Source organism: Cryobacterium lactosi, assembly GCF_004403945.1.
GTDB classification, from domain to species: Bacteria; Actinomycetota; Actinomycetes; order Actinomycetales; family Microbacteriaceae; genus Cryobacterium; species Cryobacterium lactosi.
The window spans coordinates 1-23,802 of record NZ_SOHM01000047.1; the positions used below are offsets into that span (position 1 = coordinate 1).

The following is a 23,802-nucleotide window of genomic DNA, read 5'->3' on the forward strand; positions in this document are numbered from 1 at the left end:
GCGCGGCCCGCGGCGGCCAGGATGCTGTGCTGCGCCCGCTCGGTCTCGGCCTGAGCCCGCGCTCGGCGGGACAGCCGCGACCGGGCTGCCTCGACCGGCGTCGCCCGATGCGAGGGCTCCGCCCCGGCGGCCGGCTCGGTCCGTGGCGGCCAGGCGTCGGCGGTTGGCGATGCCCGCTCGGGTGCAGCCGACGGCCCGGCCGGCAGCAGGTAGTCCCACACCGACACCGGCGACACCCCGGCGGCCAGCAGCACCGCGAGCCGCTCGGCCACCCGGGCCACCTCCTCGATCGGCAAGATCTGTGGCGGACGGCTCATGCGGGCACCGTGCTGAGCCGGTCGGCCGAGTCGAGCACGAACCGGCCCACCTGCGCGAGCCGCCGCAGTCCCCCGCGCCGTTCCAGGTGCAGCACCAGATTGATCGCACTCACGGTCTGCCGAGCGACCGCCGCTGGGCTCATACCGGCGAGGGCACCGAGCGCCTCGAGCCGGGCGGGCACGTCGGCCAGCGAGTTGGCGTGCAGGGTGCCGGCCCCGCCGTCGTGGCCGGTGTTCAGCGCGGCCAGCAGCTCGCGGATCTCCACACCCCGGCACTCGCCGAGCACCAGCCGGTCCGGGCGCATCCGCAGGGCCTCACGCAGCAGGCTGTCCAGGCCGATACGGCCGGCGCCCTCAAGATTGGCCTGGCGGGATTCCAGGGCCACGACGTGCGGGTGCGCGATGCGCAGCTCCGCGACGTCCTCGATGGCCACGATGCGCTCGGCCGCGGGCGCCTCGCCCAGCAGCGCGGCGAGCAGGGTGGTCTTGCCGCTGCCGGCGGCGCCGGTGACCAGCACGTTCTCCCGGTTGTGCACCGCCGCGCGCAGCCGGCCGAGTTGGGCGGACCGGGCCTCCCCCTGGCCGAACAGGCCGCCGGCCGCGAGCGCGTCGAGGCTGAGGCGTTCGGCCCGCGGCAACCGGATCGACAGCAGCGTGCCCGTGCTCGACACCGGCGGCAGCACGGCGTGCACCCGGATGCCGTCGGCCAGCCGCACGTCGACGCAGGGGCTGGCTTCGTCGATGTGCCGGCCGCCAAGGGCGATCAGCCGAACCGCCAGGTCCCGGATGCCGCGCTCGTCGCTGCGCCAGTCCGGCGCGGGCACCAATCCGTGACCGGCGTCCAGCCAGAGGCCGGCATCGCCGTTGACGAAGAGGTCGGTGACGGCGGGGTCGCGGGCGAATCGGCTGAGCGGGCCGAGCAGCGAGAGGTCGGTACGCGAGGGCGCGACCGGAGGCCGAGCGTGGCCCGGGGCGGGGTCGCGGATGTCGAGGTCGCGCGCACGGTCGAGGTCGGGGCCACGCGCACGGCCGAGGTCGGTGCCGCGGAGCGGGTCCGGATGCGGATCGGTGCTGACGATGAGGGTGCTGGGCCGGTTGAGGAAGGATGGCACCGCGACGTAGGGCTCTGGCATGCGGGCACGCTACCGTCGGGCGCACTGGGGTGCGGGCGGCATCCGTTTTGGTGCGGTGTCGCCCTCGCCGGGCGGCTGTGGAGGAGCGGCTACAGCGTCGTGTTCTCAGCCAGCTGCTCTCATTCACCCGAGGAGGCGGTCGTATGGTCGCCTCAGCACCACGAAGCACCCACAGCGGAGCCCGGAGCCCGATACAACTGTTGCCCGACCGGACTTCTGCGCCCGGTATGCGGGGCGCAGATGTCCGAACGGGCAACAGTTTGCCTGGAGGGCTCATACAGCGGTGATGCGGTACAGCTGGTCACACAGGTGCCCGGTTCGCATGGGGGATGCGAGAGCCGCGCGGGGAAAGCACGGGTGCCGTTGAGAGACACCGGACGTGCCGTTAAAAGAAGGGGGGCGGCACCTATTGGGGGGAACAGGTGCCGCCTCGGCAGTGCATTGATTGGGGGGAACCAACGCACCACAGGTCAAAACTTTCGTTCAGACATTGATAAGCATACTTGGGAAAATCAGATGTGCAAGTCCTCTGGGTCCCCCTAAATGAGGACATAAAAAGAAGCCCCCGTGAGAACCGTTTTTCGAAAATATCCCGGGCAGAAATTCGTTGTTTCTTCCGTGAGCAATTGCCCTCGAAACGGCTGGGTGTGCCGTGTAGGGTTCAGGGACGGGGCCGCCGCGGCGCCCCACACCGCCTGAACTCGCAAAGGAGCGAACCATCATGAGCGTGCAAATCGACCATCTTCTCCACGAATCCCGCCGATTCCCGCCCTCCCCAGAGTTCGCCGCGTCTTCGGTGGCCACCGAGTCGCTGTACACGGATGCCGCAGCAGATCGCCTTGGTTTCTGGGCCGAGCAGGCTCGCGACCTGCTGCACTGGCACAAGCCGTTCACCCGCACGCTGGACTGGACCAATCCTCCCTTCGCGAAATGGTTCGACGACGGCGAGCTCAACGTGGCGTACAACTGCCTCGACCGGCACGTGCTCGCCGGCAACGGCGACCGCATCGCGCTGCACTGGGAGGGCGAGCCGGGCGACTCCCGCGCGATCAGCTACGCGCAGCTCACCACCGAGGTCAAGCGGGCCGCGAACGTGCTCCTCGGCCTCGGCGTGCGGGCCGGCGACCGGGTCGCCATCTACCTGCCGATGATCCCCGAGGCGGTCGTGGCCATGCTCGCCGTCGCCCGGATCGGCGCCGTGCACTCGGTGATCTTCGGCGGCTTCAGCGCCGAGAGCCTGCGCTCCCGCATCGACGACGCCGAAGCTGTAGTCGTGATCACCGCCGACGGCGGCTACCGCAAGGGCCGCGCCACCCCGCTCAAGCCCGCGGTCGACGCCGCCCTGGCCAGCGGCGACTCGAGCGTGCACACCGTGCTCGTCGTGGAACGCACCGGCGGCGACGTCGAGTGGAACGAACGCGACAAGTGGTGGCACGAGGAACTCGCCGGCGTCTCGGACGAGCACGAAGCCCAGCCGTTCCCGGCCGAGAACCCACTGTTCATCCTCTACACCTCCGGCACCACCGGTAAGCCCAAGGGGATCCTGCACACCAGCGGCGGCTACCTCACCCAGGTGGCGTTCACGCACAAGAACGTCTTCGACCTCAAGCCCGAGAAGGACGTCTTCTGGTGCACCGCCGACGTGGGCTGGATCACCGGGCACAGCTACGTGGTCTACGGGCCGCTGGCCAACGGCGCCACCCAGGTGCTCTACGAAGGCACCCCCGACACCCCGCACCCCGGCCGGTGGTGGGAAATCATCGAGAAGTACAAGGTGAGCATCCTCTACACGGCGCCCACCGCCATCCGCACGTTCATGAAGATCGGCCGCCAGGAGCCGCAGAAGTTCGACCTGACCAGCCTGCGCCTGCTCGGTTCGGTGGGCGAGCCGATCAACCCTGAGGCCTGGATGTGGTACCGCGAGGTGATCGGCAACCAGCTCACCCCGGTGGTGGACACCTGGTGGCAGACGGAGACCGGCGCGATCATGATCTCGGCGCTGCCCGGCCTCACCGAGGCCAAGCCGGGCGCGGCCCAGGTCGCCATCCCGGGTGTCTCCATCGACGTGATCGGCGAGGACGGCGAACACGTGGGGCACGGCAACGGCGGCCTACTCGTGGTGACCGAACCCTGGCCGTCGATGCTGCGCGGCATCTGGGGCGACCCGGAGCGGTACATCGAGACCTACTGGGAGAAATTCCAGGATGCCCCGAACGGTCCGCTGTACTTCGCCGGCGACGGCGCCCGGCTCGACCGTGACGGCGACATCTGGCTGCTCGGCCGGGTGGACGACGTGATGAACGTGTCCGGGCACCGGCTGTCCACGGCCGAGATCGAATCGTCGCTGGTGGCGCACGGCGTGGTCGCCGAGGCCGCGGTGGTGGGCGCGCACGACGACACCACCGGGCAGGCCGTCGTGGCGTTCGTGATCATCAAGTACAGCCAGACGGATGCGGCGAGCCACGCCGACATCAGCGCCGTGCTGCGTGCCCACGTGACGTTGCAGATCGGGGCGATCGCCCGGCCGCGGGAGATCCACATCGTGACCGAGCTGCCCAAGACCCGCTCGGGCAAGATCATGCGGCGCTTGCTGCGGGACGTTGCGGAGGGCCGCGAGATCGGCGACACCACCACCCTCGCCGACACCTCGATCATGCAGATCATCTCGGCGAGCATGCGCTAACACCCTCTCGCGAACTGTGAGTTAAGCACCTTCCGGAGGCCCGGATAAGTGCTCAGCTCACAGTTCGCGGATGCGGGGGCGCTCGGAGGAAACGTTCACGAACGGCACCTACGGTGGGCGGAATGTCTCGAGATATCTCCCGCGACCGCATGGTCGGGCTCGACGCCCTGCGCGGGGTTGCCGCCGTGATCGTGCTCGTGCACCACGTGTCGATGACCGCCCCGTCCATCTCGGCCGCGTACTCCTCGAGCGCGAACGTGGCGGTGTTCTCCCCCGCCTGGTGGGTCACCCTGTCGCCGCTGAAGATCCTCTTCGCCGGCCCGGAGTTCGTGCTGGTGTTCTTCGTGCTCAGCGGATTCGTGCTCGTGCTCAGCCCGCTGCGCCGCTTCCCGTGGGTGCGCCGGCCCGCGCCCGCCGCCGCCGGAGGCCCGGTCGGAGCCGCCTCCCCCGCAGCCGCCGCCTCAGCTTCCGCGCATCCGGCCGCCGCGGAGGCCCCGGCCGCGGGCTACGACTGGCTGGCCTACTACCCGCGCCGCATCGTGCGGCTGGCGATCCCCGTGTTCGTGTCGGTGGTCCTGGCCGCGCTGTGGATCCTGATCGTGCCGCGCACCGTGAACGGCGACGGCGGGGCGTGGATGGCGAAGCAGGGCAGCCCCGACCTCGGCCTCGGCAACCTGCTGCGCGAGGCCAGCATCGTGGGCTTCACCGGCCGCCCCGACGTCAACCCGCCGCTCTGGTCACTGGCGTGGGAGATGTGGTTCTCCCTGCTGCTGCCGGTCGGCGTGATCCTGGCCGTGGCCACCCGCCGGTGGACCCTGGCCTGGGTGGCGGTGCTGCTGGCCGTGTCCACCGCGGGGTACCTGCTCGGCATCGAACCGCTGATGTACCTGCCCGCGTTCGGCCTGGGCGCGCTGCTCGCCGCCAACCACGGTGCTCTCCTGGCCCGCACCACCCGGCTGGCCCGGCGCCGCGGCGGCACCCTGGTCTGCGCCGCGCTCACGGTTCTCGGGCCGGTGCTGCTCATCGGCTACTGGCTGCTGCGGCCGGCTCTCACCGAGCCGTGGAACGATGTGGCGCTGGCCCTGCGGGTGCCGGGCGCGGCGCTGATCGTGGCATCCGTGGCGCTCTGGCCGCCGGTGCAGCGGATGCTCAGCGGCCGCCTTCTCGCCTGGCTCGGCACGATCAGCTTCAGCCTGTACCTCGTGCACTTCCCCGTCGTGGTGACCTTCGGGCAGATGTTCGGGCCGGAGCACTGGTGGTGGGGCGCACTGATCTCGGTGCCGCTGAGCCTCGTGCTGGCCCAGCTGATGTACCGCTGGGTGGAGCGGCCCGCGCAGACGCTGGCCGGCCGGGTCGGGGCCGCGTTCTCGGCCGGGCATCCGCGGCCGGAGGGGGCACCCTCGGCGTAGAACGCTCGCGAACTGTGAGAAAAGCCCCAGAAATCCGAAGATTCTGGGGCTTAACTCACAGTTCGCGAGATGAGGCTTAGGCGAAGGAGACGATGAGCTCCACCTCGACGGGCGAGTCCAGCGGCAGCACGGCCACGCCCACGGCGGAGCGGGCGTGCACGCCGATGGTGCCGAAGATCTCGCCGAGCACCTCGGAGGCGCCGTTGACCACACCGGGCTGGCCGGTGAAGTCGGGGGCGGATGCGACGAAGCCGGTGACCTTGACCACCTGGGTGATCCGGTCCAGCGACCCAATCACGCTCTGGATGGCGGCGAGCGCGTTCAGCGCGCACTGCCGGGCGTACTCGCGCGCGTCGGCGGCCGGCACCAGGCCGTGGCCGTCACCGACCTTGCCCGTTGCGGGCAGCGCACCCGACACCATCGGCAGCTGGCCGGAGGTGTAGACCAGCGACCCGCTCACAACGGCGGGCACGTACGAGGCCACCGGCGGCACGACCGACGGCAGATCGATGCCCAGTTCGGCCAGACGAGCCTCGATCTGTGACATGGTCATGCTCCTTCCGCGCCGGCGACCGGACGCTTGAGATAGGCGACGAGTCCACCCTCGGGGCCGGTGACGACCTGCACGAGTTCCCAGCCTTCCGACCCCCAGTTGTTGAGGATGGCGGCTGTGTTGTGGATCATCAGCGGGGTGGTGAGGTACTCCCAGGCAGTCATAAGGCTCCGATTCAGGCGGTTTTTCAGGCTTTGTCCCTTACGCTCAATTGTATGTCTGCCAAAAATCGTACGGTTAGTGGAGCCCTCGGCGGCCTCCTGGGCTTTATCGGGATGAGCGCCGTAGCCGGTGTCCTCGTCACGGTCGCCGTCACCCCCGCTCTCGCCGTTTCAGGCATGACGGCCACGAACACGATCAACGTGTTCGAGAACCTGCCCAACTATCTCAAGGTGGATCAGCTCTCCCAGAAGAGCACCATCTACGCCCTCGACGGCAACGGCGCCCCGTACGCGCTGGCCTCGTTCTACGACCAGAACCGGGTCGAGGTGCCGATCGACAGCATGAGCCAGTTCGTGCAGGATGCCGCGGTTGCCGGCGAGGACCCCCGCTTCTACGATCACGGCGGCGTTGACCTGCAGGGCACCATCCGCGGCGCCCTCTCCACCGTCACCGGCGGCGGCACCCAGGGTGGTTCATCCATCACCCAGCAGTACGTCAAGAACGTTCTCGTGCAGAAGTGTGAGGTTCTCACCGATCAGGACGAGCTCGACGCCTGTTACGACGATGCCACCGAGACCTCCCCGGAGCGCAAGCTCAAGGAGATGCGCCTGGCCATCGGCGTCGAGAAGGAATACAGCAAGCTCGAGATTTTGCAGGGCTACCTGAACATCACCCTGTTCGGTGGCAGCGTGTACGGCATCGAAGCCGCCGCCGGGTACTACTTCAACACCACCGCGGCGAACCTCAACGCGTCGCAGTCGGCCAGCCTCATCGCGATCGTGAACAACCCGGAGAAATTCCGCCTCGACAGGCCGGACAGCGAAGCCAACGGTGCCGCCAACGGGTACGCCGCCAACAAGGAACGCCGCGACTACATCCTCGGCGAGATGCTCCAGTACAAGAAGGTGAGCCAGGAGGACTACGACGCCGCCATCGCCTCGCCGATCGAGCCCACCATCACCGAGCCGAGCACCGGATGCCAGACCGCTGGCGGCAGCGCCTACTTCTGTGACTACGTCACCCACGTGCTCAAGAGCGACCCCACCTTCGGTGAAGATGAAGACACCCGCATGATGAACTTCCGTCGCGGCGGCTACGACATCTACACCACCCTCGACCTGGACCTGCAGCTGGAAACAGAGACCACCATGGCCGAGAACGTGCCCCAGACCTTCGACGGCTGGGACGTGGGCGCCGTGGCCACCAGCGTGGAGGTGGGCACCGGCCGGGTGCTCACGATGGCGCAGAACAAGACCTACAGCCAGGACCCCGAAGTGCAGGCCCTCGGCGCCCAGTACTCCGGCATCAACTACAACACCGACTTCAACCAGGGCGGTTCGCGCGGCTTCCAGCCCGGCTCGACCTACAAGGTCTTCACTCTCGCCGAATGGCTGAAGGAGGGTCACGCGCTCAACGAGCGGGTCGACTCGGCCCGCAAGTCCGACTGGGGCACCTTCCAGGACTACTGCAGCGGCCCGCAAACCTTCCCGGGCTACAACCCGAAGAACGACGCGAACGAGCCCGGCACCAACTACAGCGCCCTGCAGTCGACCATCGACTCCATCAACACCGGCTTCCTAGGCATGGCCAAGAAGCTCGACCTCTGCAAGATCCGCGACACCGCCGAATCGTTCGGCGTGCACCGGGCGGATGGCGACCCGCTGGAGAAGGGTGCCTCCTCGGTGCTCGGCACCAACGAGGTGGCTCCGCTGAGCATGGCGGTGGCCTTCGCCGGCATCGCCAACAAGGGCAACACCTGCTCGGCGATTGTCATCGACCGCATCGTGGGCCCTGACGACACCGAGATCGCCCCGCCCGCCTCTACCTGCACCCAGTCGGTCGACCCGTCTGTCGCCGCCGGCATGGCGTACGCCATGAAGCGGGTGCTCACCGAGGGCTCCGCCGCCCAGTCCTACGGCAACACCTCCCCCCGGGTGCCGATGATCGGTAAGACCGGAACCACCGACGGCGCCAAGGACACCTGGATGAGCGGCGCGAGCTCCAAGGTCGCCACCGTCGTGGGTGTCGTCAGCGTCACCGGCGATGCCAACCAGCGCTCCAGCAAGTACGCCTTCGACAGCGGTTCCGCCGCCACCGCCCGGCACCGGATGTGGCCGGAGATCATGAGCGTCGCCAACGCCAAGTACGGCGGAGACGAGTTCGACGAGGCGTCCACCAACGTCATTCAGGGTGCCCAGGTCGCCGTTCCCGACGTGCGTGGTCAGTCCATGGAAGACGCCAAGAGCGCTCTCGAGGGCGCCGGCTTCGAATTCGCCGACGGCGGCGTAACCGATTCAGAGCTGCCCGCAGGCACGGTGGCCCGCACCGACCCGGCCGGGGGATCCCAGGCCAGCAGCGGCGCGACCATCACGGTGTATTCCAGCAACGGCGCCCAGGGGCTGCTGCCGGATGTCGCCGGGCAGACCCTCGAACAGGCCAGGGCCACGCTCGCCGGCTTCAACGTCGTGGTGACCGACCAGGCCGTCAACGACCCCGGCCAGAACAACAAGGTGATCTCGATGAGCCCGGCGGCCGGCACGGCCGCCACCAAGGGCAGCAGCGTCACCCTGGTGGTCGGCAAACAGCAGGGAGCGGCAGGTTGAGCGCCGCACGCACCGTCGTCGCCTCGGCGTCAGCCGTAGCGGCGGCCGGGCTGGCCGCGTTCGCCTGGGGCTCGCTCATCGAGCGCCGCCGGTTCACCCTGCGTGAGATCACGGTTCCGGTGCTCGCGCCGGGCTCCGACCCGATCAAGGTGCTGCACCTGTCCGATCTGCACATGGCGCCGTGGCAGCGCGACAAGCAGGACTGGGTGCGCGGCCTGGCCGCGTTGAACCCCGACCTGGTCGTGAACACGGGCGACAACCTGGGTCACGAAGACGGCATCGCGGGTGTGGAGTACGCCCTCGAACCGTTCAAGGGCATCCCGGGCATCTTCGTGAACGGCTCGAACGACTTCTTCGGCCCACAGCCGAAGAACCCGCTGAAGTACTTCGGCGGCCCGTCGATGCTGCGCACCCGGCACGCAGAGCTCGACACCGACGACCTGCACCGGGTGTTCGCCGACCTCGGCTGGACCGACCTGAACAACGCCGCCGAGGCACTGGACATCAACGGCACCCACCTGGAGATGTTCGGGGTGGACGATCCGCACATCCGCCGCGACCGGCTGGACCTGATCACCGGCGCCATCGACGAGATGCGCGGCAACGACCCGCTCACCGAGGAGACCTGGCCGGACCCCGAAGAACCGACCGGCCGGCGCTCCACCCTCACCGTGGGCGTCGTGCACGCGCCCTACCAGCGGGTGCTCAACTCGTTCGTGAACCACGGCGCCCAGCTGATCCTGGCCGGCCACACCCACGGCGGCCAGGTCTGCGTGCCCAAGTTCGGCGCATTGGTAACCAATTGTGATATTCCCCGCCGACAGGTGAAGGGCCTCAGCCTCTGGAGCGTGGGGCTGCGCACCTCGTACCTCAATGTCTCCGCGGGACTGGGCACATCCATCTACGCGCCAGTGCGCTTCGCCTGCCCGCCCGAGGCGACGCTGCTGACCCTCACCGCCGCGTAGCTGACGCCGGGACCCCTCGTCCTGGGGTGACCATCACCGCTTTCCCCCACCGTTGATCCTCTAAGCTCACGATTATGGGGGAATACAAAAGAACTTTTTCCGGCGTCGTCGGGGGACTCGTCGGATTCGTGGCCATGAGCGCCGTCGCCGGTGTGCTGATCGCGGTCGGGATCACGCCGGCCCTCGCGATCTCGAGTCTGGCCACAAGCACCACGATCAACGCCTTCGAGAACCTGCCGAACTACCTGAAGATCGACGAGCTGTCGCAGGTGAGCACCATCTACGCCATCGACCCCAACGGTCAGCCCTACGAGCTCGCGTCGTTCTACGACCAGAACCGGGTCGAAGTGCCGCTCGAGGCCATGAACCTCTTCGTGCAGGATGCCGTCGTCGCCGGTGAGGACCCCCGGTTCCGCGAGCACGGCGGCGTGGACCTGCAGGGCACCCTGCGCGCGGCGCTGGCCAAGTTCACCGGCGGACCCACCTCGGGTGGGTCCTCGGTGACCCAGCAGTACGTCAAGAACGTGCTGGTGCAAAAGTGCGAGGTCATGCCCGATCCGGACGAGCTCCAGGCCTGTTTCGAGGAGGCCACCGACCCCACCGAGGAACGCAAGCTCAAGGAGATGCGGCTGGCCATCGGGGTGGAGAAGGAGTACAGCAAGGACGAGATCCTGCAGGGCTACCTGAACATCACCGGCTTCGGCGGCACCGTCTACGGCATCCAGGCCGCGGCCGAGTACTACTTCTCCGCCAGCGCCGCCACGCTCACCCTGCCGCAGGCGGCCAGTCTGGTCGCGATCGTGAACAACCCGGAGAAGTTCCGCCTGGACGAGCCCGAAAGCGAAACCAACGGCGCCGCGAACGGGTACGCCGCCAATAAAGACCGGCGCGACTACATCCTGCGCGAGATGCTCAAGCACAAGAAGATCAACCAGGCTGACTACGACGCCGCCGTCGCCAGCGCGATCGAGCCGGCCATCACCGAGCCCAGCACCGGCTGCCAAACCGCCGGCGGCGCCGCGTATTTCTGCGATTACGTCACCTACCAGCTCAAGACCGACCCCACCTTCGGCGAGAACGAAGACAGCCGCATCACCAACTTCCGTCGCGGCGGCTACCAGATCTACACCACCCTTGACATCGAACTGCAGATGGCCAGCGAGGCGGCCATCGCCGAGAACGTGCCGATGACCGACAGCTGGGACGTGGGAGCCGTGGCAACCAGCGTGGAGGTGGGCACCGGCCGGGTGCTCACGATGGCGCAGAACAAGCTGTACACCCAGCTGGAGGTCGCTCCGGGCCCGGAGTACACCGGCATCAACTACAACACCGACTTCACCCAGGGCGGCTCGCTGGGCTTCCAGCCCGGCTCCACCTACAAGGTGTTCACCCTGGCCGAGTGGCTCAAGGAGGGCCACCCGCTCGGCGAGCGGGTCGACTCCGCGCGCAAGGCCAACTGGGGCACCTTCCAGGACTACTGCGACGGCGCCCAGAGCTTCCCGGGGTACAACCCCCGCAACGACTCCAACGAGTCCGGCCGCAACTATTCGGCGCTGGAGTCGACCATCGACTCGATCAACACCGGCTTCCTCGGCATGGCCAAGCGACTGGACCTGTGCAAGATCCGCGACACCGCCACATCCTTCGGGGTGCACCGGGCGGATGGCGACCCACTGCAGAAGGGCGCCTCGTCGGTGCTCGGCACCAACGAGGTCGCGCCGCTGAGCATGGCGGTGGCCTTCGCCGGCATCGCCAACAAGGGCACCACCTGCTCCCCCATCGTGATCGACCGCATCATCGGTGCGGACGGCGTGGAGATTCCCGCGCCGGTGTCCACCTGCACGGAGTCCGTGAAGCCCGAAGTGGCCGCCGGTATGGCGTACGCCATGGAACGGGTGATGACCCAGGGTTCCGCCGGGGAGTCGTACCGCAACACATCGCCGCGGCTGGACATGATCGGTAAGACCGGAACCACCGACGGCTCCAACGACACCTGGATGAGCGGCGCGAGCACCGAGGTCGCCACCGTCGTGGGAGTGGTCAGCGTCACCGGAAAAGAGAACAACCAGCGCAGCCTCAGGTTCGACAGCGGTTCCGCAGCCACGGCCCGGCACCGGATATGGCCCGACATCATGAGCGTCGCCAACGCCAAGTACGGCGGCGACGAGTTCGACGAGGCCGCGAACAACCTCATTCGCGGTGTGCAGGTCACCGTGCCCGATGTGCGCGGCCAGAGCGTGGATCAGGCCCGCAACACCATCGAGGGCGCCGGCTTCGGCTTCCTCGACGGCGGGCAGACCGACTCCGAGCTGCCCGCCGGCACCGTGGCGCGCAGCGACCCCGCCGGCGGCGCGACCACCAGCACCGGCGCCGCCGTCACGGTGTACTCCAGCAACGGGTCGCAGATCTTGCTGCCCAATGTGGTGGGGCAGACCGTCGACCAGGCTAAGGGCACGCTGAGCGGTTTCGGCGTGGTGGCCAACGAGCAGGCGGTGACCGACCCGGGCCAGAACGGCAAGGTGCTGTCCCAGGCCCCCGCCGCGGGCAGCCCGGTCATCCCGGGCGGCACCGTGATCGTGGTCGTCGGCAAGATCCCGTAGCCCTTGTCGAGACCGGCGAAATCCGCTGGTCGAAACCCCGGGACCCGATGGGGTTATACTTGTCGAGGTCCACAGGGCCATCGGGGTATGGCGCAGCTTGGTAGCGCGCGTCGTTCGGGACGACGAGGTCGCAGGTTCAAATCCTGTTACCCCGACAGAAACAAACCCCCACTCGTTGCGAGTGGGGGTTTTTCTGTTCCTTCGCGCCCGGAAAGGCCCGCCATGACTGACTCCCCCCGCACCGATTCGGCCCCGGTGGTCACCCGCCGCGCCTGGCAGGCCCTCATCGTGCTGCTCGCGGGGATGTTCATGGCGCTGCTGGACACCACGATCGTGAACGTGGCGTTGCCGAGCATCCAGACCAGCCTGAACGCCTCCGAGGCGACGCTGTCGTGGATCATCTCCGGCTACGCCCTCGCATTCGGCCTCGCGCTCATCCCGGCCGGCCGCATCGGCGACCGGATCGGTCACAAGTGGGTGTTCTTCACCGGGCTGGCGCTCTTCACCGTGGCGAGCCTGGCCTGCGGCCTGGCGCAGGACCAACTCCAGCTCATCGTGGCCCGGGTGCTGCAGGGACTGGCCGGCGGCATGTTCGTGCCCGCCGTGACCGCCGTCATCCAGCTGATGTTCCCGCCGCGATTCCGCGGCAAGGCGTTCGCCATCATGGGCTCGGTCATCGGCGTCTCCACCGCGCTCGGCCCCATCGTGGGCGGCCTGATCATCGAGGCCTTCGGCGTGGAGAACGGCTGGCGCCTGGTGTTCTGGGTGAACCTGCCCATCGGCGTGGTCGCCCTCATCGCCGCGGCGGTGCTGCTGCCCTCAGGCACCGGCACCAAGGCCACCGCAGGCGCACAGGCATCCCGCATCGACTGGGTGGGTCTACTGCTCGTGTCGGCCGGCCTGGTGGCGCTGCTGGTGCCGCTGATCGAAGGCCAGGACCGCGGCTGGCCGCTCTGGACCTACCTGGTGCTCGCCGCCGGCGCCCTGCTCATCGTGGCGTTCGGCGCCTGGGAGGTGCGGGTGAGCAAGCGTGGGCAGAGCCCGCTCGTGCCGCCGCACCTGTTCTCTCACCCCGCCTTCACCGGCGGTGTGATCCTGGCCCTGGTGTACTTCGCGGCCTTCACCAGCATCTTCTTCACCATCTCGATCCTCTGGCAGGCGGGCCTCGGCCACACCGCGCTCGAGTCCGGCCTGGTGTCCATCCCGTTCGCGATCGGCTCGATCGTCGCATCGTCGCAGAGCAACCGGCTCACCCTGCGCTTGGGTCGCACCGTGCTCGTGCTCGGCGTGGGCCTGGTGACCATCGGCCTGGTCTGGGTGTGGCTGGTGCTGCTTCTCACCGCCCCGGCCGACCTCACCAACTGGCTCCTGCTGCCGCCGCTGTTCATCGCGGGCCTGGGCAGCGGCGCGTTCATCGCCCCGAACGTGTCGTTCATCGTCGCCACCGTCGACCGCGCCGAGGCCGGCGCGGCCAGCGGCGTTGTCGGCGTGATGCAGCGGGTGGGCAGCGCCGCGGGTATCGCCGTGGTGGGCAGCGTCTTCTTCGGCACCCTCGTGGTGGCCGGCCCCGGCGCGGATGCTGTGGCCACCGGCTTCACCGACAGCGCCACCCTGGCCATGGCCGTCAGCGCCGCCCTGAGCGTGGTCGCCCTGCTGCTGGTGTTCCTGCTGCCCAAGCGCGTCGAGGTTCCCGGCGGGCGCTGAGCCACACCTGTTGCTCCCAGCCGGGCCTGGCTACGCTGGGAGCTTGGTCCGTTGACGGTGATGTCCTCCCGCGATGCACCCTGCCGGAGGCCGTGACCCGCAGCCCGTGGGAGGTCTCGTGAACGCTTTAGCTAGGCGCCGGCACGCCACTCTCCGCACGGTCGCCCGCTGGCTTGCCGCCGCGTACCTGCTCACCCTCACGCTGATCGCGTTCTGGCCCACCCCGGTCGACCGCGGCGCTCACGGCACCATCGTGCGGGTGCTTGACCGCCTGCACGCCCAGGGCGTGCCGACCTGGCTCAACTACACCCTGGTCGAATTCACCGCGAACATCGCCCTGTTCCTGCCTGTGGGGCTGCTGGGCGTGCTTCTGCTCGGCTCCGCCCGCTGGTGGCTGGCGATCCTGGCCGGTTTCACCGCCAGCAGCCTGATCGAACTCGGCCAGCTGATCTTCCTGCCGGCCCGGTACGCCACCGTCATGGACGTGCTCGCCAACACCGCCGGCGCCGCCCTCGGCGCCCTGCTCGCGCTGGCCCTGCTGGCCGCCGTCACCGCCCGCTCCCCCGCCGTCCCCCGGCAGCTGGCGTAGCCGTTCTCGCTGGTCGAGCTTGTAGAGACCCCCGCAGCCCGCCTACCCAGCCGCCTGCAGCGGCCCTACCACCGCCGCCACGGTGTCGGAGCGGTAGGCCTCCTGCAGGGCCGGCAGCGCCTCCCAGTCCAGGTTCACGATCGACTGCCCGTCGGCAGACGTGCCGGTACCCGTGGTGGGGATGGTGAAGAAGCTCACGTCGCCCTCCCGCACCTCCCGCAGTTCCACGCCCAGGCTCACCAGGTCGGTGGCCGAGAGCTCCGCGTCGATCGCCAGGTTGGGGCTGACCGCCTCCACCACCCCGCCCATCGTGGCCGGACTCGCCAGCACCGACTTCTGCATCAGCCCGCTGAGCAGCGCCCGGATCAGCAGTTGCTGGTTGCGCACCCGCTGGAAGTCCCCGTCGGTGAACGCGTAGCGCTCCCGGGCGAAGGCCAGCGCCTCGGTGCCGGTGAGGTGCTGCGCCCCCTGCGGGAACGTGTGCCCAGCCAGATGGTACGAATCGAAGGCGATGGGGTTGTCGATGTCCACGCCGCCGAGCGCATCCGTCAGCGCGGCGAACCCGGCGAAGTCCACCACCGCCACATGGTCGATGCGCGAGCCCAGCAGCCCCTCCACCGTCTGAACCGCCAGCGGCACCCCGCCGTAGGACAGCGCCGCGTTGATCTTCGCCTCGCCGTGGCCGGGGATCTCCAGCCAGGTGTCGCGCGGGATCGACATCACCGACAGCGACTTGCGATCGGCCGGCACGTGCACGATCACGATGGTGTCGGAGCGTTGCCCGCTGAGGTTGGCGATCGACCCGGTGCTGGCGCCCCGGCTGTCCGAGCCCAGCAACAGAAAATTCAGCGCGGATGCCGCCGCGCCGGTCGCCACCGGCGGCCGCACCGACTCGTCGGCCGGGAACGCCGCGGGAATCTTCTCCACCGACTCGAAGCTCCTCGAGAGGTTCCACACCGTCACCGCGGCCGCCCCCAGCACCACAATCGCGAAAGCACTGAACACAACAAAGACAATCCGCCAGGCCCGGCTGCCGCGCGCAGGCCGAGTCTGATGGCGCGTTGGCGCGTTCTGCACTTCGGGCATCGGGTTGCCTCCTGCGGACCGGTAGGGGTGCGGTGCGCACACCATAGACCGCCGATTCAGGCCCGGATAGTGTCCTCCATTGTGCCGACACCCGAATTGGGGGTCACCCATTTGGGGTGCAAATCCCCCGCTCCCCCATTAGAGTCGCTGCATGGGAATCCGACGACGAACTCGTCGGATTCGCCGTTGGTACCGACGACACGAACAGAGCAGCGGGATGCTTGCCGCCCGTGTGATTCTCATTGCGCTGGCCGCTTGCACAGCACTAACAATCGCTCTCATCGCCATGTAACGCCTCATCACCGCTTCACATATCCCCGACTGCAGTAGACGCCATTTACATTCGGCCCCCAGAAATCCCGTTCTGTTGGCGAGCGTCGGCTAGATGTGCCAGTGAGGCATTCTTGGCGGTTGCGGAGGCCCAGTCAGTGAGCCTCTTAGAGGCTCCCGCCCTGCCGTCAGGTCCGCTTACGGCGAGAAGATTCGTCGTCGAGCAGCTCGCGTTATCAGATGCCCGGGAAATGAGGTCTCCGCAAAAGCGTTTAGCTTTAGGCTACGGTTCCCGCCGCGCGCCCGCGGCATCAAGCAACGGGATTACTTGGGTCGCGATGAAAGCGTGCCCTTCGTCGTCAGGGTGCACGTTGTCGCTCCCAATGAAGCGTCCATTTTCACCGGTGAGCCAGCCAAGCCGGATCGGTGAGGCGAAGTTCGCACCAATCGCTGCTGCCCTGGCTTCCAAATGCGCGTCCAACTGCAGAAGCACCTCGGACGGCTGGTCGTCCCGCCAAAAAGGGCCGAGAATAACCAGGTTTGCGTCGGGCCAGCGACCTTGGAGACGAGCAATGAACGCGTCTGCAGCCAGGGCATTCTCGGCCGGCGTCGCGCGATAGTCATTCGCGCCCGCTGCCAGCACGATTACATTCGCGAGTGAGCCGGGGCGAGTAGAGTCCAAGGCTGCATTCAGACCTCGACCGTCAGCCTCACCATTGATGTAGCCTGCGCCACTACTCGACTCAACTGAGGCTGTGCAACCCAGTTCCACACAGGCAATGGCCGGCCAGCCAACGTCATCGACTCCTCCCATTTCGGAACCGCCCGTGTAGGAATCGCCAAAGAATTTCACGGCGGGCGGCGCCACCCGGGCGGTTCCATATGTAGGGATTGGGCCGGCTGTCGCGGTCGGATCAGCATTCGATTGCGCGCTACCCAATGCGAATGTAGTGAGTGCCACCACGGCTACAGCGATTAGACCAAGCCCTCCAATTTTGAAAGAGCGCATGCTCGTAGATTCGCGGAGATTCCTGCGACCTCGTCGATTCCCCCATGCCATGGGCTTAGCCTATCGGAGCGCCAGTTGCGAGACGACGAGGAACATATCCTTCTCCTCTGGTTGCATCGCCAATATATTCCCGACCGTCGTTCCCTTTGGTACTTCGCATACGGGATTTGCACCGACTATTAGACCCCTAAACGCAGGACTCCGCGTTCTCCGCTTCTCAAGTGCCGATTGTTGCCGTCGAAATCTCTCATGGCGTTTTGAGTCAGGCGTTGAGTATCGACGTTTCGCTGGGCCCATTCGGTAGGCTCTCCCAATGCGTCTACTAGCTCCGGCAATACTCATGTGCAGCGTCCTTTTGCTCTCTAGCTGCGCCAGCGCCGACACACCAACCATTGCGGTTCCGTCGAGGACGGCAACCGCCACCCCTGCGCCTACGACGCTGACCGAACCGCAGCTCCTCGACAAGCAGACCAAGACCATGGTGAACCTCTACAGCCAGGTGGTCTGCACCAACCTTGCTGATCACCCCGACCTCGACCTCAACTACGCCGTCGACAAGGTGCTGGCCACCTACGCCACCGAGGGTCTCTCCGAGGAGTCTCGAGTGGAACTCGCCCACCGCGTGCTAGAACAGTCCGCAGCTAAGAGCTGCCCGGATCAGAGCGGACGCGTCGCAGCCGACCTCACAGAGTGAAGCTCCGGTGCTAGCGCCATCGAGTCCGTCCGGCTGAGGGTCGCCCTTTCGGCGGCACCGGGGTATCTTGACACCGATCGCGGCGCTTACCCCGCTTCTTTCACGCGCCGGGCCCGCCGGCGCGGCAAGCACATGCTCCCCGAAGAGGATGCACCTATGCCGTCAACCCGTTTTGGCCTTCGTCGGTGGTTCGAGCGCGAAATCACAGCGCCACTCACCGCGATGTACGGCCGCATCGACGAACATCTGCTCGACGCTTCAGCCGACCAGGCACCGCCGCCGAACTCCTCTAAGGGCGCACTATCGCCAAGGTCGGAATGAGCTCATCAAGGAATGCCGCGGTGTCGTTCCAGTTCTCGACGGCGACGCAGTCAACGCCCAGAGCCTTCACCGGGTAATCATTCCCATTCTCATCCAGTCTGTCCCCCACAAATAGCATCTCGTCGAGGGGAATGCCGGTGAGTTCGGCGAGCCGATTCATGCCGTACGCCTTGTCAATGCCCCGCCGGGTAATGTCTACGGAGGTGGAGCCTCCCGAGCGCACTTCAAGGTCGGGCAGCAACGCCTGAACGGACTCGCGAAGCGCCGTCTTCTTTGCACCATCTGTGTCCCACTGGGTCTTCGCTGCCACCGGCGCCGCTTGCCCGAGGGCGGAGAAGGTGATCTGCGAACCGCGGTCCTCAAGAATCGGACCCCAGGTCTCGCTCTCCCAGTAACCGAGCTCGCGGGCGATCGCTTCCACAGCGGCCAAGGCGCGCCACTTCTGATCATCGGTCAAATTCTCGGCATAGACCTGCTGCCACTCCCCCGCACTGTGGCGGTAATACTGAGTGCCGCAGGTAGGCATGAGGTGCAGACGCGCAAGCGCGGACTCGTCCACATCAGCCAGGTTATCCACGACCTGCATGGTGAACTGAGCGAATTGGCCGCCCGAGATCACGCACACTTCCGCTACGTCCAACAGCCGCACGAGAAGTGCCGCCATACGCGGATCGATCGGTGACTTAGACGGCGCGAGGGTGTCGTCCAGGTCGAAGGCGACCAAACGAGGGTTCTGCAATGCCATTTAGGGACGGCCCAATCCGTAGTAGGTCCAGCCGGCGGCTCGCCAAGCTGCTGCATCGAGGGTGTTCCGACCGTCGACAATTGTTCGGGTGTTCACAAGACCAGCGGCCCATTCCGGGTCGATCGACTTGAATTCTGGCCACTCGGTGACCAGCACGACAGCGTCTGCGCCGCGAAGGGTCTCTTCGAGATCCGTGGCGTAGGTGATCTGGGGGTGACGTGACCGTGAGTTCTCGATGGCTTGCGGGTCGGTGGCGACCACGTCGGCGCCCAGTCCTCGCAATTGCACGGCAACGTCGAGGGCGGGCGAGTCACGCACGTCGTCGGAGTGAGGCTTGAAACTTAGCCCGAGGACAGCGACCTTGGCGTTGTAGACCGGGCGGTCGAGGGCCGATACCGCGAGGTCGACAACGCGCTGGCGTCGGCGGAGGTTGATGGCATCAACCTCCTTGAGGAAGGCGACGGATTCGCCGCGCCCAAGTTCTTCGGCCCGTGCAGTAAATGCGCGGATATCCTTGGGCAGGCATCCGCCACCAAAACCAACACCGGCATTTAAGAAACGGCGCCCAATACGCGTGTCGTAGCCGATGGCGTCGGCCAGCTGGGTGACATCGGCGCCGGAGACCTCGGCGATTTCGGCCATGGCGTTGATGAAACTAATCTTGGTCGCCAGGAATGCGTTCGCGGCGACCTTGACAAGCTCGGCAGTGGCATAGTCGGTAACTACCAGCGGGGTCTTAGCACCCACGGCGGAAGCGTAGACCTCGTTGAGCTGAGCGACCGCTCGATCCCCGCTCGGTCCCTGAGGCACCCCATAGACGAGTCGGTCTGGTGCAATTGTGTCCTGCACTGCAAATCCTTCGCGCAGGAACTCGGGGTTCCAAGCGAGCGCCGCGCCTGCCCCGGAAGCCTCGACGACCAGCGCGAGACGGGCGGCGGTGCCCACCGGCACCGTGCTCTTGCCGACCACGAGGTCGCCTGCCTTAAGGTGCGGCAAGAGCGCCTCTACTGCCGCGTTGACATAGGTCAGGTCGGCGGCATAGCTTCCCTTTTTCTGCGGGGTTCCCACAGCAACGAAGTGCACCTCAGCGCCGGCTGCGTCGGCGATCTCCGTACTGAAACGCAGCCGACCTGAGGCCATGGCGGACGTCAGCACTTCGGGTAGCCCCGGTTCGAAGAACGGGGTGCGCCCCTCGCTCAGAGCCGCGATTTTGGCCGCGTCGACGTCGATACCGACGACCTCATGCCCGAGCTCGGCCATAGCCGAAGCGTGCACAGCGCCGAGATAACCACAACCGATAACAGAAATTCTCATGCTTTTATCCCCATGTGACAGAGCCTACCGGCAGCACCTGAGGTGCCCGGGGGCGACGAGCGACTAGAAGCGTAGACGGCGCTTCTCAAAAAGAAGGCCCCGAACAGTATGTTCGGGGCCCTCTGTGATGCATGGCTAGCTACCTCACGCAGTGTCGGAAGGTGGTGCCTCCAGCCTTACCGAGTTTGACTACGCGTTGGAGCGCTGGCGACGCACAACGGTCAGAGCAACCATCAGTGCAACGCCAAGCAGCAGGGCGCCAGCAGCCGCCCAGATCGCGAGCATCGGAGCGTCGTAACCGGTGCTGGCAAGGCCGCCATCGGTCGAGGTAGCGCCAGCGCCCGCGTCAGCGGCAGGAACGGTGATCGAGGCGGTGCCCACGGTGCCGGAGGTGAGGCCGGTGGCTGTGGTGGTGTAGGTGCCGGTCGCGTCAGCCGGAAGTGCAACGTTGACGCTGGCAGCACCAGCGGACGTTGCCGACTTGGTCAGCGAGACCGTGGCGGCCTTGACGACAGAGAGTGTGGCGGTACCAGACCCGGTTACGGCGAACGAAACCGATTCGCCGGCGGTGAAGGATCCGTCGGTGAAGGCAACGGCGACCGTTGCCCCGGGTGCGACGGTGCCGGAGACAACGACGTTGCTCTCCGGTACATAGCCCGCTGCGTTAGCTGCGGCCGGAACTGCGAAAACTGCGAGAACCGCGAGTGCGGCTGCCGCTAAGGACTTTTTGAACATGGAGGTACCCCCTGCTGATGTGCAATGAATGTGCCGACACTGGCGGTGCTTCGATTGAAGCTGTCCCCCGAGGAGGGGATACCCCCAACACTAGGGGATGTTAACAGCCGATATCCAGTTTCTTTGTTTCATTTCTGTGAATTACGGGTGTCATTTGCAACTCATTTTCTCCGGCGAACTGCTGTGGACCGAGCCAGTTATAGCGCAGGACCGTGCTCTGCCCGGGCGAAAGTTCGATAGCGATCGCGCTCACCTGATAGCCGTCGTCGCTTGCGGGAAGGTAGGGGACCGGTTGGCCGTCCTGCGATAAGCCCAGGTTCTGCATATCAGGCGCTGCGTAGACGGAGACAATAGTCTTCACATTTCCGGGCGCAACACCGAACACCCCTCCACCCGTGACGTAACGGGGCAGGACTGTCGCGGCGTCGGCCGGCGCCGTGTTCGTGAGCGTGACCTCCACCGTGTAATTGGGCCGCCTATCGTTACGGCAGGTGACTTGCCCAATACTCGAGTTCACGTCGAGATAGGTTCCCATCTTGGCGCCGGTCGCATCGTTGAGATACAGCCCGAATCTCTGCGTCGCATCGTCGCTTATGGGCAGCGATCCGGCCAAACTGGTGTCCGCCAGAATCGCTTGCTCACCCTCAGAGGAGCTCCACACCAGCACGCGATGCTCAGCCCCGGCCTTACCCAGAGCAGTAATCAGTTTGACCGGATCGACGTCACCGCCGGCGACGGCCGAAAACACTGAGGCCGCCGCTGCTGCGAAGAAGGCGTCCTGGTCGGACGGCTCTGCGTAGCGCGCGTACACATCGGTGAGTAGAAGACTGACGGCGTTTTCCGAACTAAGCACGTCTCCCGTTGGGAGCGTGATGGGGCCGGTAGCGGCGAGGATGTATCCCAGCGCTACCGGATCGATGGACAGTACACCGTCGACCTGGACGCCATATTCCAGACGCCACATCTCCTGCGCCAGTTTGGCCGAGAGGGGAAAACTGGGCGTAAGGCCGACATTCAGCATGTACTGACCGGTTCTCTGGCTGTAGAGGTTGCCGGTGTCGGGGGGAAGATCAAGCACCGATTCAGCGTGACGGGGGAAGCTTGCACCGGGTGCCTGCTGAGTGAGTTGAATTGCCCCATTCTCGGTGTGGATCAATGCAACAGCACCAACAATGCCACCCGTGGAGCGAAGTTCGGCAGGATTCTGGAAAAGTACCGCGTAGTTTCGCGGGCCGTTGGCACCCAGCATGGCTGGAATAATCCGAACTGCTCTGTCGACGGCGCTAATGGAAACGGCAGCCTCGTCGACTGCTGCGCTCAGCCTTCCCGCCGCGCCGGATACCTCGTCGAGGGTACCGTTCGTGTCGAGCGCACTAGCCTGTGTCTGCGCTGCGACTATCGCTGTCGCGGCCGAACTTATAGCTGGCTGTGCATCGATGAGCGGTTGCACGTCGATCGCGCCATCAACGGGGCGGAAGTCGTTGACCGAGATGCCGCCCGCTACTTCGGCGAGCGGAGCGATCCCGTTCTTGGCCAGATCGTCGACAACTGCCGCCAGCTGTCGAACGACGGCGAGGTTGGGCCCAAGCGCTGGGATTCCCTCGAATGCACGCCACACGGGATCACTGGTGAGAGCGGCCGCCGAGGCAGCGCGCTGGGTCAACTCCTCACCAGTAAGCCGAGCCCCGTCACCGTCACCGTCCACAACCTGGCGTTGCATGGTGCTGGCCAGCGGAATCGCACCCTCAAGCTCTCCCCGAGCGAGGACAGCGCGAACGCCTACCCACGCTACCGACCCGAGAAGGACGATAACCACCGCAAGCAAAACCAACAAAGCCGCCTTCTTGCGACCGCGCTTGGCACGCCTCCGATCGCGTCGGCGCGGCCGAGTCGAGGAGAGAGACTCCACCACCTACTCGCGCAGCGTGTCGGAGTGGGCCCGGTACCAGCCGACGGTTGAGCGGAGTCCGTCTTCGAGGCCGATTTTAGCGGTCCAGCCGGCCTGGGCGAGTTTGCTGACATCGAGCAGTTTCTGGGGGGTGCCGTCGGGCTTGTCGGTGTCCCACTCGGTGGTGCCGGTGAAGCCGACGACGCGGGCGATGGTTTCGGCGATCTCCCGGATGGTGACGTCGCTGCCGGTGCCGACGTTGACCTGGTCGGGCCCGTCGTAGTGCTCGAGCAGGTGCAGGCAGGCTTCGGCCATGTCGTCCACGTGCAGGAACTCCCGCCGCGGCGTGCCAGTGCCCCAGTTGGTAACACTGGTCGCACCCGACTGGGCGGCTTCGTCATACCGGCGGATCAGGGCCGGAAGCACATGCGAGCCCTTGGGCGAGAAGTTATCACCGGGCCCGTAGAGGTTGGTCGGCATCGCCGAGATCCACGGCAGGCCGTACTGCCGGCGGATCGCCTGGATCTGCAGGATCCCGGCGATCTTCGCGATCGCGTACGCGTCGTTCGTGGGCTCGAGGTGCCCGGTGAGAAGGGTGTCTTCCCGGATCGGCTGCGGCGCCAGACGCGGGTAAATGCACGACGAACCCAGAAACAACAGGCGTTCGACACCGTACTTGAGGGCAGCGTCGAGGACGTTGACCTGGATGCGCAGGTTGTCGCTAAGAAAATCCACCGGGTAGGTGCTGTTGGCCAGGATCCCGCCGACCTTCGCCGCAGCCAACACCACGTACCGGGGCGTAGTCTCGGCGAAGAACGCGAACACCGCGTCCCGGTCTTTCAGGTCCAGCTCAGCCGAGCTGCGGCCGACGAGGTCGGTGAAGCCTTCCGCTTCCAAGTGCCGCCAGATCGCGGAGCCGACCAGGCCGCGATGCCCGGCCACATAGAACCGGGCATCCCGGTCCAGGGCCGCCGGGGTGAAGTCGACCTGGTCGCGGGTGTCCGTCGCCGTGTCAGTCATGG

General features: G+C 66.6%; 18 protein-coding genes, 1 tRNA gene and 1 pseudogene. 9 read left to right on the forward strand and 11 right to left on the reverse strand.

Annotated features, from left to right (window positions below; genetic code table 11):
- Both E3T61_RS20230 and E3T61_RS20235 read right to left on the reverse strand, forming a co-directional pair.
- Window positions 1–317 (reverse strand): annotated as a pseudogene (locus tag E3T61_RS20230) (hypothetical protein); the annotation flags it as partial.
- Window positions 314–1,450 carry a TadA family conjugal transfer-associated ATPase gene (locus tag E3T61_RS20235; protein WP_134642642.1) on the reverse strand — a complete coding sequence of 379 codons (1,137 nt, stop codon included), beginning with the start codon at window positions 1,448–1,450 and terminating at the stop codon, window positions 314–316. The pseudogene E3T61_RS20230 and the gene E3T61_RS20235, both read right to left, overlap by 4 nt.
- A gap of 721 nt (window positions 1,451–2,171) precedes the next feature.
- Between E3T61_RS20235 and acs the strand changes: the two genes are divergently transcribed.
- Both acs and E3T61_RS20245 read left to right on the forward strand, forming a co-directional pair.
- Window positions 2,172–4,133: an acetate--CoA ligase gene (gene acs / locus E3T61_RS20240; protein WP_134642643.1), complete on the forward strand. Its 1,962-nt coding sequence runs from the start codon at window positions 2,172–2,174 to the stop codon at window positions 4,131–4,133.
- Between the two features lie 122 nt (window positions 4,134–4,255).
- On the forward strand, window positions 4,256–5,542 hold the full coding sequence (locus E3T61_RS20245) for an acyltransferase family protein (protein ID WP_134642644.1): 1,287 nt from the start codon (window positions 4,256–4,258) through the stop codon (window positions 5,540–5,542).
- 76 nt (window positions 5,543–5,618) lie between these two features.
- On the opposite strand, the gene E3T61_RS20250 is transcribed toward E3T61_RS20245, so the two are convergent.
- Both E3T61_RS20250 and E3T61_RS22005 read right to left on the reverse strand, forming a co-directional pair.
- On the reverse strand, window positions 5,619–6,089 hold the full coding sequence (locus E3T61_RS20250; RefSeq protein WP_134642645.1) for a RidA family protein: 471 nt from the start codon (window positions 6,087–6,089) through the stop codon (window positions 5,619–5,621).
- Between the two features lie 2 nt (window positions 6,090–6,091).
- On the reverse strand, window positions 6,092–6,259 hold the full coding sequence (locus E3T61_RS22005) for a Sp36 family protein (protein ID WP_166793334.1): 168 nt from the start codon (window positions 6,257–6,259) through the stop codon (window positions 6,092–6,094).
- A gap of 51 nt (window positions 6,260–6,310) precedes the next feature.
- Here E3T61_RS22005 and E3T61_RS20255 point away from each other — a divergent pair, with 51 nt between their 5' ends.
- The 6 genes from E3T61_RS20255 to E3T61_RS20280 all read left to right on the forward strand — a co-directional run bounded on the left by E3T61_RS20255 (window position 6,311) and on the right by E3T61_RS20280 (window position 14,718).
- On the forward strand, window positions 6,311–8,860 hold the full coding sequence (locus tag E3T61_RS20255) for a transglycosylase domain-containing protein (RefSeq protein WP_134642646.1): 2,550 nt from the start codon (window positions 6,311–6,313) through the stop codon (window positions 8,858–8,860).
- The gene (locus tag E3T61_RS20260; RefSeq protein ID WP_134642647.1) at window positions 8,857–9,825 is read left to right on the forward strand and encodes a metallophosphoesterase; all 969 of its coding nucleotides are present in this window, start codon (window positions 8,857–8,859) and stop codon (window positions 9,823–9,825) included. The genes E3T61_RS20255 and E3T61_RS20260 overlap by 4 nt, the downstream gene beginning before the upstream one ends.
- Before the next feature lie 74 nt (window positions 9,826–9,899).
- Window positions 9,900–12,425, forward strand: coding sequence for a transglycosylase domain-containing protein (locus E3T61_RS20265; protein ID WP_134642648.1), 2,526 nt, complete (start codon window positions 9,900–9,902; stop codon window positions 12,423–12,425).
- A gap of 81 nt (window positions 12,426–12,506) precedes the next feature.
- Window positions 12,507–12,580 (forward strand) — tRNA-Pro (locus tag E3T61_RS20270).
- Between the two features lie 67 nt (window positions 12,581–12,647).
- Window positions 12,648–14,129 (forward strand): DHA2 family efflux MFS transporter permease subunit, encoded by a 1,482-nt coding sequence (locus E3T61_RS20275; protein WP_134642649.1) that lies wholly within the window; start codon window positions 12,648–12,650, stop codon window positions 14,127–14,129.
- A gap of 118 nt (window positions 14,130–14,247) precedes the next feature.
- Window positions 14,248–14,718 (forward strand): VanZ family protein, encoded by a 471-nt coding sequence (locus E3T61_RS20280; RefSeq protein ID WP_241992718.1) that lies wholly within the window; start codon window positions 14,248–14,250, stop codon window positions 14,716–14,718.
- A 42-nt stretch (window positions 14,719–14,760) separates the two neighbouring features.
- Here E3T61_RS20280 and E3T61_RS20285 read toward each other — a convergent pair whose 3' ends face one another.
- Both E3T61_RS20285 and E3T61_RS20290 read right to left on the reverse strand, forming a co-directional pair.
- Window positions 14,761–15,723: an LCP family protein gene (locus E3T61_RS20285; RefSeq protein ID WP_166793335.1), complete on the reverse strand. Its 963-nt coding sequence runs from the start codon at window positions 15,721–15,723 to the stop codon at window positions 14,761–14,763.
- Window positions 15,724–16,357: 634 nt separating this feature from the next.
- Window positions 16,358–16,942 (reverse strand): SGNH/GDSL hydrolase family protein, encoded by a 585-nt coding sequence (locus E3T61_RS20290; RefSeq protein ID WP_166793336.1) that lies wholly within the window; start codon window positions 16,940–16,942, stop codon window positions 16,358–16,360.
- Between the two features lie 619 nt (window positions 16,943–17,561).
- Here E3T61_RS20290 and E3T61_RS20295 point away from each other — a divergent pair.
- On the forward strand, window positions 17,562–17,777 hold the full coding sequence (locus E3T61_RS20295; RefSeq protein WP_134642653.1) for a hypothetical protein: 216 nt from the start codon (window positions 17,562–17,564) through the stop codon (window positions 17,775–17,777).
- Window positions 17,778–18,066: 289 nt separating this feature from the next.
- On the opposite strand, the gene E3T61_RS20300 is transcribed toward E3T61_RS20295, so the two are convergent.
- From E3T61_RS20300 to E3T61_RS20320, 5 genes are all read right to left on the reverse strand, one after another.
- The gene (locus E3T61_RS20300) at window positions 18,067–18,843 is read right to left on the reverse strand and encodes an HAD-IIB family hydrolase (protein WP_174777056.1); all 777 of its coding nucleotides are present in this window, start codon (window positions 18,841–18,843) and stop codon (window positions 18,067–18,069) included.
- Window positions 18,844–20,157, reverse strand: a complete 1,314-nt coding sequence (locus E3T61_RS20305) for a UDP-glucose dehydrogenase family protein (protein ID WP_134642654.1) — start codon at window positions 20,155–20,157, stop codon at window positions 18,844–18,846. It abuts the gene before it with no gap.
- 189 nt (window positions 20,158–20,346) lie between these two features.
- Window positions 20,347–20,892 (reverse strand): sortase, encoded by a 546-nt coding sequence (locus E3T61_RS20310; protein ID WP_134642655.1) that lies wholly within the window; start codon window positions 20,890–20,892, stop codon window positions 20,347–20,349.
- A gap of 100 nt (window positions 20,893–20,992) precedes the next feature.
- Complete coding sequence (locus tag E3T61_RS20315) at window positions 20,993–22,726, reverse strand: DUF4012 domain-containing protein (protein ID WP_134642656.1); 1,734 nt, start codon at window positions 22,724–22,726, stop codon at window positions 20,993–20,995.
- A gap of 78 nt (window positions 22,727–22,804) precedes the next feature.
- The gene (locus E3T61_RS20320; RefSeq protein WP_134642657.1) at window positions 22,805–23,800 is read right to left on the reverse strand and encodes a GDP-L-fucose synthase family protein; all 996 of its coding nucleotides are present in this window, start codon (window positions 23,798–23,800) and stop codon (window positions 22,805–22,807) included.
- Between the last annotated feature and the right edge of the window lie 2 nt (window positions 23,801–23,802).